Raw genomic sequence first — 15288 nt, forward strand, 5'->3', positions numbered from 1 at the left:
GTGGTGATGACATGGATAATAAGCTAACCTTTGATCAAAAGGTAGACATCATTATAAAGAAATTCGAAGAATATAATAAAATAAACAAAGATATTAAAAGATATGGAGATATTTTTAATACTTTTGTTTTCACATATGAAATAAAAAAACCAGAAATATTTTTCGAGTTGAAAAGTACTGATTATGATGAGAATAACTTTTCCATGACATCGCTTGCTGCAGAGCAGTGAATTGAAATCAATGTTGAAAACGACAATGAAGTTAACTGATTAATTAAAACAATTAACAAATTTATTGAAAAAGCCCAAGCTACAATGAAAAAAGCTAGAGAGTTTTCAAAACCACACGTTGGAATACTTGTATATGATGAATTTACAGACTCATATTATTTGAACCCAACAACTGGTCCAATTCTTTTAAAATCAAAAGAAATTGCAAAAGAAATATCTTCTACAAGAATAGATATCTTCAATATTTTCATTAACTTGCGTTCAGCTGTTATTGAAGAAGATAGAAGAGTTGAATTATTTGGTCTATCATTGTCAGAAGTTATTGATAGAATAAAAGCTTGTTTAAAATCAATAAAAGCATCAGCTACAAAAATTATGAAAATTGAAGGAATACCTCGTTATGTTGCAACAATTGAACAAGAGGGAGAAAGAATTTTCTATAACACATATGCAACTGTTGATTTTGGTCTAGAAGCTGCAAATAAAAATAAAGTTAACGAAATTGATTTAGAAGCAGATTTAAACAATTTCGAAGAACTAGAAGTAATATATGTACAAATAAGAAAAGACGAAGAAGTAAGTAAAAATATGGTTGATTTAGCAAGAAGTTTAGTTTCAAGAAATGATCCAAAACTTTATATTCAAAATTCAACAACTGGACTTTGGTCACTATCAAAAGAAGGTAAAGAAACAATTAAGGATTTAAATATTATTGATTTCATTAACAATGACATCAGTGAGATTGAATTCTCAATTGACTAGGAGGAAACAAAATGGCAATTAAAGAAGAAAAAGGAATCATTAATTTCGCGCTTGAAGATTTAATGGGAGATAGATTTGGTAGATATGCCAAATACATTATTCAAGAAAGAGCTTTACCTGACGTTAGAGATGGATTAAAACCAGTTCAAAGACGTATTTTATTTACTATGAACGAAATTAACTTAACTCATGACAGAGCATATAAAAAATCTGCTCGTGTTGTTGGGGATGTTATTGGTAAGTATCACCCACATGGAGATACTTCTGTTTATGATGCGTTAGTTCGTATGAGTCAACCTTGAAAATTAAATATTCCTTTAGTTGATATGCACGGTAACAATGGATCAATTGATGGAGATAGTGCAGCTGCTATGCGTTATACTGAAACAAGACTTGCTAAAATATCAAGTATTATTTTAGCTGACCTTCAAAAAAATACTGTATTGTTTGCACCTAACTATGATGATTCAGAAAAAGAACCAACAGTTTTACCTGGATACTTTCCAAATATTTTAGTAAATGGAGCAACAGGAATTGCTGCAGGTTATGCAACAAACATGCCTCCACACAACATCAATGAAATTATTGATGCTGTTATTGAAAAAATTAAAAATCCAAAAATTAAATTAAAAGATATTTTAAAAATTGTTAAAGGTCCAGATTTCCCAACTGGTGGAATTGTTATGGGACAAGAAGGAATAGAATCTGCATTTGAAACTGGTAAAGGAAGAGTAATTCTTCAATCAAAAATGCACAGAGAAGAAAATAATATAGTAATTGATGAAATTCCTTATGAAGTTGTTAAACAAGATCTTGTAAGAAAAATCGGAGATGTTGTTGATGCAAATCCTCAAATCGAAGTAAAAGAAGTTAGAGATGAAACAGATAGAACTGGTTTAAGAATTGTAATTGAATTATCACCAAAAGCTGATTATGAAATTACAAGAAAGTTCTTATTGAAAAACACACCTTTACAAATTTCTTACAACTACAACAATGTTGTTATTGTTGATAAACAACCAAAACAATTAGGAATCATTCCTATGATCGAAGCTTATATTAAACATTACAAAGAAGTGTTTTCAAGAAAAACACAATTTGATTTAGACAAAGCTTCAAAAAGATTAGAAATAATTGATGGATTAATAAAAGCAATTTCTATTTTAGATGATGTAATAAAAATTATTAGAAACTCATCAAATAGAGGAGATGCTATTGCTAACTTAAAAGAAAAACATAACTTTAGTGAAACACAAGCTATTGCCATAGTTGATTTAAGACTTTATAGATTAACTTCAACTGACGTTGTTAAGTTAGAAGAAGAGAAAAAAGAATTAGTATCATTGGTAGATGGTTATAAAGCAATCTTAAGTGATGTTTCTGTTCTTGATAAAAAAGTTATTGAACAACTTGAAGCAACTAAAAAAGAATTTGGTGTTGCAAGAAGAAGTGAAGTTGTAAGTGAAATTGAAAACATTGAAGTTGAAATTAAAAAAACAATCGTTCAAAAAGATTACACAATTTGAATTTCACAAGATGGTTACTTGAAAGCAATTGAAGATTCACAACTTGGTAAAAATTCAATGGCAGACTTTAAACGTAAACCAAATGATATTTGAATTTCACAAGTGCCTGCATCAAGTTTAGACTTTATTCTTTTAGTTTCAAGTGCTGGAACTTATTATTCAATTCCAGTTTATAAAATCATTCCAAGTAAATGAAAAGAAACTGGTATGCATATAAATAAAGTTGCAACAATTTCTGGTAATGAAAGAATTCTTGCAGCATTTGTTGTTAAAGAATTTAAAAATGCAAAACAAGAAATCTTGTTAGCAACAAAAAAAGGTATGATCAAACGTACTCCAATAGAAGATTTAGAAACAAAATTATTCTCTAAACCATTTAGAATTATTAAATTACAAAATGAAGACGAACTTGTTTCAGCTTCACTTGTAACTTCACAAACAAAAACAGTTACTATGCTTACAAGAACTGGTTTTGCAGTTAGATATGACATTGCAGAAATTCCTTCAGCAGGTCCTAACGCAAAAGGGGTTAAGTCAACAGTTGTTAAAGACGAAGACATTGTAGCTGGTAAAGCATTTGCAAGCGGAGATATATTAGTAATTACTAATAAAGGTAACGTTAAAAAAATTCAACAAGATCTTGTTCCGATTATGGCAAGACCAAAACGTGGAATCAGATTATATCCATGAAATAAAAAACGTGATGAGTTTGCAACATTCTTATACAACGTTCAAACAAAAGATATTTTAAATATCTTAGATGAAGAAGATAATTTAACACAATTAAATGTTAAAAACTTTAAATTTGCAGAACTAGAAGATGTTCCTGAAGATTTAGATATGGCAGAAATTATAACAACTACTTTAGAAAAATCATTTATCATTAAAAACGGTGATACACCAATACCACCAAAAAGTGCTGATGAAGATGAAGCTGTTAAAGTAGAGGTTACTAAAAAACCTGAAGCTAAAAAAACAGAAACAGTTAAAAAAGAAACTAGTGTAAAAAAACCTGAAGTTAAAAAAGTAGAAGCTGTAAAAAAACCAGCTGAAAAAAATATTAACGATGAAGAAACTAGTGAACTTATAATAGATGTTGAAGACTTAATTTAAAAAACACCAAAGGTGTTTTTTATTTTATTTTGTGGTTAAATTAGTAAGAAATGAGTGATACTTTGATTATTCAAATAATAGGTCTATATGAGCAAGATCAAATAAACTTTGCTAATTACTTATCTAAGAAATATGGAATAAATTTATTTTTTGCAAATCAATTTACTGAAAAGGATTTACAAGAAACTATCGATAAATATAGTTCTTTCATTTTAAAAAATAAAACCTTTATCATAGTGGGTTCAATATTTAATTTTATAAAAGCAGGATTTTATAAAAGAGATTATTTAATATGATTAGATAAAAAAGATGAAAATAAAATTAACAATAAAAATAAAATGAATAAGTTTAATGAAGTGTTTAGAGAATATGAAATATCAAATTCTAAAAAAATAATTATTGATTCAAATTTAAATTTAAGAGATCAAGAAAAAATATTTTTAAATATTATGGAGAAAAAAGATTATGAATACATACAAGGGAAAGATAAGTAGATTTATTTTTAAAGGTGACAACGGTTTTGCTATTGCTGTTTTCATTTTATTTAATAATGAAAAAAAATCTATAACTTTAACAGGTCCCATTGGCTACATGAAGATGGGAATAGTGTATGAAATAACAGGAGAAGAAGTTGAAGACATAAAAAGAAATCAAAAAAACTTTGCAGTAAAAAGTTTTACTCAAGTTAAACATTTTGATACAGAAGGTTTAATAAAATATTTAAGTTCTCCAACATTTCCAACAGTAGGGAAAAAGTTAGCAGAAAATATTGTAGATCATTTTAAAGATGATGTATTTAAAAAAATAATGGACAACAAAGAAGAACTTTTAAAAGTTCAAGACATGACAAAAGAAAAAGCAGAAATTATTTATGATGTTATAGTTTCTAAGTTTGGAGACAATAAAGTTTTAGATGTGTTTGTTGAAAATAATTTAAAAATGGAATTTTTAAATATCTTGCAAAGAGAATTTGAAGATGTAAATTTAATGGAACAAATTTTAAAAGAGGACTTTTATAACTGAGCAAACCAAAATAAACTACAACCATTTGTGGAAGTTGATAAAGTTTGTTTAGCTTTTGGAATGGATGAGTTTGATGAAAGAAGAGTTTCTTGATATGCAAATGAATTTGTAAAAGAAATTTTATTCAAAGAAGGAAACACTTATACTTCTCTTGATGAGTTAATGAAAAAGTTAAGACCACAATTTAATTTGAGTCAACAAGATATTTACAATAAACTTGTATATGCTAAAACAGAAAAAATACTTTACTTTAAAAATGAAAAAATATATACAAATGAAAGTTATGAAGATGAACAATATATTGCAAAAGAACTTATTGATCTTTCTTTAAAATCAAATTTCATTAAAAGAGAAATTGACTTTGATGCAAAACTAAAAGAAGTTGAAGAGTTCATAAGTTCTAGAAATGGAATTGAAGAATTTAAATACAATGATGAACAAGTACAAGCTATTAGAAACTTTATTGACAATGATATATCAATAATTACTGGTGGACCTGGAACTGGAAAGACAACAGTTATTACTGGAATTGTAAAAATGTATGAATTAGTTTATAACGATTCAAATTATGCAATAACAGCTCCAACAGGAAGAGCTGCAGGAAAAATTAAAGATGATTCTGGTTTTAAAACTTCAACAATTCATAGACTTCTTCAATATTCTGGAAATGATGTTTTTGAAGCAAATGAATCAAAACCAATTTATAAAAATCTGGTTGTTATTGATGAATGTTCAATGATTGATAATCATTTATTTGCATCTCTTTTAAAAGGTGTAAAAGGAATTAAAAAAATATTATTAGTAGGAGATGCAGAACAATTGCCAAGTGTAAGTTATGGTAACTTATATGAAGATTTAATTGAATGTAATCAATTTAAAACAACAAGACTTGTTAAAAACAATAGACAAAAAACAAATAATGGAGAAGTTAACTCTATTATTGATCTTTCAAATGCCATTAAAAATGAACAAATCAAAGAATTTGATTTTGAAAATTCTACAAATGTTGATTTTGTCTTTTCAAGTGATTTTGACGAATCTATAAAAACACTTAAAGAAGTTTATTCTGATTTAAACCCTTCAAATATAGAAGATCAGTTAAACAATATACAAATAATAGCTCCAATGTATAAAGAATCTCTTGGAATAGACAATATTAATGCATTTATTCAAAACTTAGTAAATCCAGCAACTTCAAAGGTTTACAAAAGATATGATGCTGAATTTAGGGTAAATGATAAAGTTATGTACATTGAAAATGATCCAGTTCTAGAGTTATCGAATGGAGATGTTGGATATATTAAAGAATTAAACTTTATTGGTGAAAAGCTAAAATCAGCAATAGTTGTATTTAATGGAAGAAATATTGAAATGGGAAATAACTCATTTCAAAAAGTTAAACTAAACTATGCATGTTCTATTCACAAAACCCAAGGAAGTGAATACAAAAACACTATTTTAGTGCTGGATGGAAAAAATAGAGTTTCTAACTTTGTTTTAAATAAAAAAATGCTTTACACTGCAATTACTAGGGCAAAAGAGAAATTAATAGTGATTTCAGATATGAATTTATTTGTAAAATCCTCTTATAAAGCAGCAAAACAAAGGTTAACCACTTTAAAAGAAACAATTAATTTATTGAATAATAAATAAATAGTATATATAATAAAAAATAGTGAGGGTTAAATATATGAGACATAAAAATACATATACAGGTGCTATTGTAATTACAGTCCTTCTTTTAATTGGATTTATAGTAGCAGGAACTGTAGGACATTCTATAAATGTAAATGCTATATTAGATGCAAAAGAAAAAAATGCTTCTTGAAGTAATCTTGTTGATTTTGATGCTTTAAGAAATAATATAACAACTCCATTATCATTATCATTTTTCTTATTTGGTATTGGTGGACTTGGAGAGTTAGTGGGGAATGAAATTCAAAACTGATTTGGACTAGTTGTATTTACAATTACATCAATAGTTGTAATACCATTATTACTTACTTTATTTGTTTGTTATTTATCAGTTGTAATAGTTTTATATTCAGTAGAATTCTTAAGAAGAGATTCTGAGGTTAGAAGAGTTAAAATGATCGGTAAATGAGGTATGTATGTTTCATTTGGTCTAGCTCTATTATTTACTTTTATAGGAATAGCTTTATTTGCTTCAACTGAAAGTGGATTAAAAAATGACTTAGATGAAGGATTTAAAAATTACGATACTTTTGCAATTACAACATTCTTAACACATATGACAAATGGTACTGTTTTTGGTGGACTTAACAGTCCATTATTAAGTGATTCAAATGTTATTGCAAACCTAAAAGGTGGTATGGCTTTATTAGTTGTATTATTGCCAATTACAATTATTTGTTTAATAGCATTTGGTTCAATGTATATTGGGGTTTTCGTTTCAAAAAGAGAAAGTAAATCATCAAGATTCTTTAACTGATTGAAAAATATTAGAATTGACTCACTTAGAGAATATGTTGGGTTAAATCTAAGAAACCCATGAATTTGAATTACTTCAATAACATTTATGATTACAATTATAATTCCTGGATTTGCACATCCATATACAACTTTAACTCAGATTTTAATATCTGCAGTTAACATATTTGTTATTCCTTTAGCGTTTTCTCCTATGATTGTTGGGTTCTTTATGGCAAAAGCAATCAAGAGATTTAACTATAACTTATTAATGTTTGTTCAAATACTTGTATTATTAGCATTTACTTGAGCAATTCAAATTAACTTATGAGTATTTTTCAAAGACTCAATGTACCAAATCTCATGATTAAGTGCATTCTTACCATTTATTACATGTTCTATATCATTGGTTGGAGCATTTGGATTTGTAAAATTCTCAGACAAATAATACGAAAGTATTATTTTTTTTGTTTAAATGTTGTTTATTTGACTTAAAATATAATTGTTAGGAGCTAAATTATGATTTTAAAGAATGCAAAAATAGTATTAGAAAACAAAGTTATTAACAATGGATGAGTCGAACTAGAAAATAGAGTAATTAAATCAGTAAATGAGGGAACAACTGATTTAGAAGGTATGGATCTAAAAGGGAAATGATTAATGCCTGGATTTATTGACTGTCATGTTCATGGTGGTTATGGTGTTGATTTTGAAAGTGGAACAATTGAAGCTTTTGAAAAGTTTTCAAAAAATGTAGCTCAAGAAGGTATTACAAGCTATGTTCAAGGAAGTGTTACTAATTCAAAAGAAAATAACAAAAAGTACTTAACTGAATTTGCAAAATTTATGCAAAGTCCAATGATAGGTTCTAAATGTTTAGGATTGCACTTAGAAGGTCCTTTTATTTCTAAAGAAAAAAAAGGAGCTCACGAATTATCATTATTAGAAAATCCCAACATTGAGTCATTAAAAGAATTAATCAATTTTTCAAATGACAATATTAGAATAGTTACTTATGCAGCTGACTTACAAGATGGAAGCTTTACTAAGTTTATGTTAGAAAATAACATATTGCCAAGTGTTGGTCATACAAATATGAGTTTTTCAGAATGTGAAAAAGATTATGAAATAGGATTCAGACATGTAACTCACTTATTCAATGGTATGAGTGGTGTTAGTCAATATGAACCTGGTCTTGCTTCATTTAGTTTATTTAAAGATGACATACTTTGTGAACTTATAACTGATGGAATTCATATAGAAAAAGATACTTTAAAACTAGTTTATAAAATAAAAGGACCTGAAAATATTTGTATCATAACTGATGCTATGAATGCAAAAGGTTTAGATGATGGTGAATATAAACTTGGTAATTTAGAAGTTATAAAAAAAGGAATGAAAGTTTCTTTAAAAGATAGTGGTGTTTTAGCTGGAGCTGGAGCAACTTATGATCACAACATAAGAACTATGATTGAAGCAAATCCTCAAATTGAAATGAGTGATTTAATTAAAATGACATCAACAAATATTGCAAAGCAATTAAATATTTTTGATTCAACAGGAAGCATTGAAGTAAATAAATTTGCAGACCTAGTTGTTTTAAATGACAAACTTGAAGTAGAAAAAACATTTGTAGAAGGGAAAGTTGTATATGAAAGATAAAATTAATCCAAGAAGTTTTACAATGACAAAATTCTTGCTGACTTTAGGATTAATTTTAAACTATACAATTTCTCTAATGGCTTTTATAAATATTCATAAAGGCAATGAAGAAAATTTATTATTATCAACAAGATCATATTTAATTATTGAAATACTATTATTAGTTTCTTCAATGGTTTCGTTTATTGTTTTTTTTCTTGTAAGAAAAGATATAAATAAAAAAATAAATTACAAATACAATAAAAAAGAAAAAACTTTAATTTATATAATTTTTTCTATTTTATCTTTAGTTTTTGTAATTACTTTTATAAATCTATTTACTATATTTTTTATCTTTGAAAAAATTGAAATACTAATAATTGTATTGCTAGTAGTTCAACTAATAATAGGAATTTCAATTTCTATTTTGGAAAGTTACTCAAGACTTTCAGAACAAGTCATTGTAAATAAATTATGATTTGAAAATGATGAAGATAAAAAAGAAGTTAAAAAATCAGAGACAAAAGTTATAAATAAAAAAGAAAATTTCAATCCATTTATGGAGGAGGAAGACAATGATTAAATTTGGAACTATAGGTACTTCAAAAATAACAGAACAATTTATTGAGTCTGCTGTTAAAAATCCGAATTGTAAAGTTGTATGTTGTTACTCAAGAGATAAAATGAGAGCTCAAGGATTAATTAGAAGTCATAAACTTTATGCAAAAGCTGTAGATAGTTTTGATCAAATGCTTGATGAAGTTGATGCAGTATATATTGCTTCACCAAATGGTTTACACTATGAGCAAGCAAAATATTTTCTTGCACAACAAAAACATGTTTTGTTAGAAAAACCTTTAACTCTTTCATTTAATCAAGCATTGGAATTAATTGAAATTGCAAAAAGAAATAATGTTTTCTTAATGGAAGCTTACAAAACTTTTCATTGTCCTCAATTTAGTCATTTATTTGAATTTACAAAAAAATACCAACCATTCATTGCAAATTTAAATTTAAATAAATATTCTTCAAGAATGGATAAAGTTAAAATGGGGCAATTTGATTCTGTTTTTGATTCTACTTTAGGAAAAGGTTCTACTTATGACATGTTAATATATCCAGTTGAATTAAGTATTGCACTTTTTGGTCCTGTAGTTGAAGTAAAATCAATGGGTCAAAAATTAATCAATGGAAGTGGAATGAATGATTGTGTTATTTTAAGACATGAGAATGGAGAACTTACAAACATAGTTTGTAGTAAAGCAAGTAATGGAAGAATTGACAGTGAATTGCTTTCAGATATTGCAACACTAACTTTCAAAAATGTTATACAATTAGAAGAGATTAGTGTGCACAATACAAACTCTGAAGAATCACAACTTATTCATAAAACACAAGATGATAAAGATTTATTTGATTATGAAATAGCTGTATTTTTAAAAATGATCTTGGAAAATGATTTCCAATTAAGAGATTACTTATTAGATATTAGTTGTGAAACTGTAAGAGTTTTAAATATTGTCGAAAACAATCAAGAGAAATTAGGAGATAACTAAAATGGAATTAAATAAATATATTGATCACACTTTATTAAAAGCTGATGCTAAAAAAAGTGAAATAGAAAAATTATGTTTAGAAGCAAAAGAATTTGATTTTGCAACAGTTTGTATAAACCCTGGACAAATAGCTTATGCTAAAAGTTTATTGGCAGATACAAATGTTGGTATTACAACTGTTGTTGGTTTTCCTTTAGGAGCAACAACAAGTGAAGTTAAAGCTTTCGAAACAAAACAAGCAATTGAAAATGGAGCAACTGAAATTGATATGGTAATCAATATTGGTGCTGTAAAAGATGCTAATTGAGATTTAGTTTTAAATGACATGAAAGCTGTAAAAAGTGCAGCTCCAAATAACTGTGTAAAAGTTATTTTAGAAAATTGTTTATTAACAAAAGAAGAAATTACAAAATGTTGTGAATTAGCTTTAGAAGCTAAATTAGAATTTGTTAAAACTTCAACAGGATTTTCAACAGGGGGAGCAACTTTTGAAGATGTAGCTCTTATGAAATCTGTTGTTAAAGATAATGCAAAAGTTAAAGCTGCTGGTGGAGTTAGAACTTTTGATGATGCTATGAAAATGATCGAAAATGGAGCAGATCGTTTAGGAACAAGCGGTGGAGTTGCTATTGTTCAAGGACAAGAGCACAAAAACGGTTACTAGTTTTTTTAAAAGCATTTTAATAATTTTAAGTACTAAATAAGTACTTTTTTTATAGCTTGAATAAGGTTGCTTATAAAAAGCACCTTTTTTTTGGTATAATATAAATAATGTATTTGTCTAAGGAGCATTTTTAATGAAAAAACACGGTTTTGAAATTGATGACTATAATTTACCTGCATCAGTTAGAAAAAGAATTGACGATTTAGTTGACCTAAATATCAATCCTTCAACAATTAACTTAATAACAGCTGAGTTTTCTGCTTCTAGTGACGAAGTTAAAGAAAATATCGGAAGATATATTGCAAGACTTCTAGAAATAGAAGATTTTGTTATTCAAAAATCTTATGAAAAAAACAAAGAATTTGGAGCTGGAATTAACTTAAAACAAGAAATGATGATGAAAAATCGTCAGACAAATCTTTTAAGAATTCAACAAATTTTTATTAAAAATGATCAAGAAAAAGATAGAGTTAATAAATTTAATCAAAGAGTTCAAGAAGCAAATAGTAGCAATGAACCATTGCTTGATTTTAAAGAAGCTATGGTTATAAAAAATAGAGTAGAAACAGATGAAACTTTAAGATTACAAGAACTTGCAAATAAAAGAAGAAAAATTGAACTTGCAATTTTAGAAGAACAAGAAAAAATAAAAGTTGCTCAAAAACAATATCAAAGAGCAAAATTGGAAGATGACAATATAACTCAAGAATTAAAATTAAATGTTGTTAAATTTGCAAATAAAAGATTAAAAGAAATATCTGAAGCTATTCAAACTTACAAAACAGTTGATAAAATTCCTGATGAAATAATTGATAATAAAACTGTTGCTAAAAAAGATTTTTTAAATCAAAATGATAAAATTGTTTTTGAAAAATTACAAAATGATATCAAGAATTTAAATGAGAAGAAAGCAAAAAGTAGCTCTACTCAAACTTTAGAAGTTGATTTAGAAACATTCTTTGATGTTCCTGGATTTGGAGCAGAAGATAGCTATGAAGCTTTAGAGTATCCTAGATATCCTACAAAAAATGTTAAGAAAAAAAATAAAGTAGTTTCAAAAAACAAACCAGAAGCTAAAAAAGAAGTAGCAGCTAAAAATAATCAAAAACAAAAACCAAAAACAGAAACAAAAAAACAAGTTGTAACTAAAAAAGTAGAAACTGTTAAAAAAGAAGTTAAAAAAGAAGAAGTTGTTTCTAAAAAAAATAATAAAGATCAAGAAGCAGAAAAAATAATAAGAAAAATTAAAAAAAAAGCAAAAGCTAAAGACAGACAAATTGAAAAAATAATTAAAGAAAAAGAAGATATTAAAAAAGAATTAACAAAACTAAAAGAAGAAAAGAAAATTAATGAACTTAGAGAATTAGAAAATAAAAAGAAAAAGCTTAGCGAAAATTATGAAGAGAATGTAAAAAAAGAAAAAAGAAAAATAGAAACTACTCATCAAATTTTAGAAAAAAAATGAAAAGCAGAAACTGTTGCTCAGTCTTTAAATTCTAAGAAAAAAGCATTTAATGCAGTTAATTCTATAAAAGAAAAATCAAAATTAGTTGATTCAAACAAAGAGCAACCAAAGAAAGTTGAACAACCAAAACAAGTTCAACAACCAAAGAAAGTTGAGCAACCAAAACAAGTTCAACAAGTTAATATTGTTAATCAACAACCAAAGAAAGTTGAACAACCAAAACCATTAGTTCAAGAAGTTAAACAAGAAAAAATAACTTTCGCAAATAAAAATAACATTTCAGCTGAAGTTAAAAAGCAAAATGCTTTTGAAGAAGATGAAAAAAGAATTTTATATTTAGAAAGAAAAAAAGCTTTGAACATGATAACTAATGAAGAGTTGGATGAATTAGAACTTAAAAAAAGAAAAAATAATCATACTTCAAATAAAGTTAACCTAAGAAAGTTTAGATTAATAAAAAAATACTAGAAAATAAAAAGTAAATTTAAGTTTACTTTTTATTTTACAAATTATAATTATTTGGAAAAGAGAAAAAAATATGAAACTTGAATTTGTAAATCCAACACTAAAATATAAAAATGAAATTTCTCAAGCATTATTAGAAATAATAAATATAGAGGAAGTAAATGATCCTATACCAGGAACTTCTAATATTAATGGTTATTCAACTATTGAAGAGTGATTAGAATTTGTTAATAAAAAAGATATTGACACTGTTTTAGTTCCTTTTATTCAATACTTGGTATTTAACGAAAATAAAGAGCTAGTAGGTTTTTTGAATATAAGATTATCTTTAAATGAACATCTTTTAAACTTTGGAGGACACATTGGCTATTGTGTCGTTCCTAAACATAGAAGAAGAGGTTATGCAACTGAAATGATGAAACGAGCTATTAAAGTTTGCAAGGAAAATGATATTAACGAAATATTAATGACATGCAAAGTTGATAACTTAGCTTCTGAAAAAATAATCTTAAAAAATAATGGAAATTTTGATGATATTAGATTTGATGGTAAATCAAGCTTTAAAAGATTTTGAATAAAATTATAAATCTCATTTTATTGTAAAAATAATATGAGATTTTTTTTATGCTAAAATAACCATATAAAAGGTGGAATAACATGACTTCAAAACAATTTAATGGATTTGATGTATCTTGGTATACAAAAAACAAAATGAAGAGCTTTTTAAAAAAAGTTGGTGCAAGTTTTGGTTTTGTTATTGTCTTAATGCCTATATTTGGTATTATTCTATCTATTGGAAACGCAGCTAATTTAGATGTTTTGAAAAACATTGGAAATATTTTATTTGCAAATATTGGTCTTTACTTCACGATAGCTATAATAATTGGCTTTACTTCAAATAAAGGATCTGCAGTATTGGCAGGAATTCTTTCTTATTTGGTTTTTAATATTTTTATATCAAGTTTTATTCAAAATCCAGATAAATCTTTTTTCAATATTTGATTTTGAAAAAATCTTCAAAGTAATGCTTATTTAACTAAATTCTTCTTTGGAAATATTAAAACTTTTAACTCTGGGGTTGTTGGAGGAATTCTAATTGGTGTTTATGTAACTTATATTTTTAATAGATTTAAAGATACAAACTTACCAAAAGGATTAGAATTCTTTTCTAAGGAAAAGTTAACAATAATAATTTCTGTATTTTCTTCAATTATATTTGCTTCTTTTTTTATAATTGTTTGACCTGTTATTGGATTTACTTTAACTTTTATTGGAAGTGGAGTTGCAAAGTCTCCAATCGGAATCGATTCGTTTATATTTAGAACTTTTCAAAGAATGTTAATTCCTTTTGGATCAAGTTTATTATGACAATCTCCAATGTGATACACACAAATAGGGGGAAATCTTGTTGAATATCAACAAGACTTATTAATACAATACTTAATAAGAACTCAAGAACTTACTCCTGATTTAATAACTAACTTGTTATCGATAACTGCTAAAGGAAATGATCAAACAAGTATTATAGCTATTATAAACAATGTTTTAGGAGATAAAGATTTAAATAACGTAATGAATGATTGATTTACAAATACTCAAGAGATATTTTCAAAAACAGGAGATCAGTTTATTTGAATTGCTGTTTCAAACAGTAAATTAATCACAATCGATGATTGCTGAAATGTAGGTTTTAGAGTAAGTAGATTTATTTCTGGTGGTTATGTTAATTCAATCTTTACATTACCTGCAATTAGTTGTGCAATGTTATTTTTGACACCAAAAGGTGAAAGAAGAAATAAAATGGGAATGTACATTACAGCCGGACTAACTGCAATGTTAATTGGAGTAACTGAACCTGTAGAATATTTATTTTGTTATACTATGCCTTTATTCTATTTTGCAATTTATTGTCCTTTTAATGGAATCATAGCTGCTTTAACTTCAATTTTTAAAGTTAAAATAGGAACATCATTTTCAACAGGTATTTTTGATTTTACTTTAAGTGGTATCGTTCCAACTGTTAATGGTGCTGATACAAGAATATGAATAATACCTATAATTGGATTAATAGCTGCAACAATAATGTTTTTTGCAACTTACTTTTGATTTAAATACTATAACGAAAAAGAAAAAAGAGTAAACATAAAAGCAAGAAACCTAAGAGACTCACTATATTTATTTTTAGATGAAATAGGGGGAATTAGAAATATTAAAAACTATCAAATTAATGATAATAAGTTAAATATTTCCTTTAAAAGAGAACCTGAAGTATCTAAATTATTTAATACTTTTGATGTTATTGAAAAAAATAATAATGAATACAAATTGCAAATAAAAGAAAATAAAATGGAAGTTATAGAACTTACAAATTATATTATTAGCAATAGAATAACAAAAAAGGGAAATTAATCCC

12 protein-coding genes are annotated in these 15288 nt (G+C 26.3%); all 12 read left to right on the top strand.

The window, feature by feature from the left end:
* The first annotated feature begins 11 nt into the window (after positions 1-11).
* The 12 genes from SBIUS_RS02010 (at position 12) to SBIUS_RS02065 (ending at position 15284) form a co-directional block, all read left to right on the top strand.
* Positions 12-992 carry a hypothetical protein gene (locus tag SBIUS_RS02010; RefSeq protein ID WP_162684836.1) on the top strand — a complete coding sequence of 327 codons (981 nt, stop codon included), beginning with the start codon at positions 12-14 and terminating at the stop codon, positions 990-992.
* Positions 993-1003: 11 nt separating this feature from the next.
* On the top strand, positions 1004-3631 hold the full coding sequence (gene parC / locus SBIUS_RS02015) for a DNA topoisomerase IV subunit A (protein WP_203352892.1): 2628 nt from the start codon (positions 1004-1006) through the stop codon (positions 3629-3631).
* A 50-nt stretch (positions 3632-3681) separates the two neighbouring features.
* A complete protein-coding gene (locus SBIUS_RS02020; protein ID WP_162684837.1) occupies positions 3682-4125 on the top strand; it encodes a hypothetical protein in 444 nt (147 codons plus the stop codon).
* Positions 4097-6307, top strand: coding sequence for an AAA family ATPase (locus SBIUS_RS02025; RefSeq protein ID WP_162684838.1), 2211 nt, complete (start codon positions 4097-4099; stop codon positions 6305-6307). Before SBIUS_RS02020 ends, SBIUS_RS02025 begins: the two co-directional genes overlap by 29 nt.
* Before the next feature lie 37 nt (positions 6308-6344).
* Entirely contained in the window at positions 6345-7532 is a 1188-nt protein-coding gene (scm1, locus tag SBIUS_RS02030; RefSeq protein WP_162684839.1) for a motility-associated protein Scm1, read from the top strand.
* 71 nt (positions 7533-7603) lie between these two features.
* Positions 7604-8746 (top strand): N-acetylglucosamine-6-phosphate deacetylase, encoded by a 1143-nt coding sequence (gene nagA / locus SBIUS_RS02035; RefSeq protein ID WP_162684840.1) that lies wholly within the window; start codon positions 7604-7606, stop codon positions 8744-8746.
* Entirely contained in the window at positions 8736-9308 is a 573-nt protein-coding gene (locus SBIUS_RS02040; RefSeq protein ID WP_162684841.1) for a hypothetical protein, read from the top strand. Before nagA ends, SBIUS_RS02040 begins: the two co-directional genes overlap by 11 nt.
* The gene (locus SBIUS_RS02045) at positions 9301-10281 is read left to right on the top strand and encodes a Gfo/Idh/MocA family protein (RefSeq protein ID WP_162684842.1); all 981 of its coding nucleotides are present in this window, start codon (positions 9301-9303) and stop codon (positions 10279-10281) included. Before SBIUS_RS02040 ends, SBIUS_RS02045 begins: the two co-directional genes overlap by 8 nt.
* Before the next feature lies 1 nt (position 10282).
* Complete coding sequence (gene deoC / locus SBIUS_RS02050) at positions 10283-10945, top strand: deoxyribose-phosphate aldolase (protein ID WP_162684843.1); 663 nt, start codon at positions 10283-10285, stop codon at positions 10943-10945.
* A gap of 133 nt (positions 10946-11078) precedes the next feature.
* A complete protein-coding gene (locus SBIUS_RS02055; protein WP_162684844.1) occupies positions 11079-12878 on the top strand; it encodes a hypothetical protein in 1800 nt (599 codons plus the stop codon).
* Positions 12879-12948: 70 nt separating this feature from the next.
* Positions 12949-13461, top strand: a complete 513-nt coding sequence (locus SBIUS_RS02060; RefSeq protein ID WP_162684845.1) for a GNAT family N-acetyltransferase — start codon at positions 12949-12951, stop codon at positions 13459-13461.
* A 71-nt stretch (positions 13462-13532) separates the two neighbouring features.
* Complete coding sequence (locus SBIUS_RS02065) at positions 13533-15284, top strand: PTS transporter subunit EIIC (protein ID WP_162684846.1); 1752 nt, start codon at positions 13533-13535, stop codon at positions 15282-15284.
* Positions 15285-15288: the final 4 nt, after the last annotated feature.

The sequence above is a fragment of the Spiroplasma sp. BIUS-1 genome (genome assembly GCF_010365805.1).
Taxonomy (GTDB): Bacteria; Bacillota_I; Bacilli_A; order Mycoplasmatales; family Mycoplasmataceae; genus Spiroplasma_A.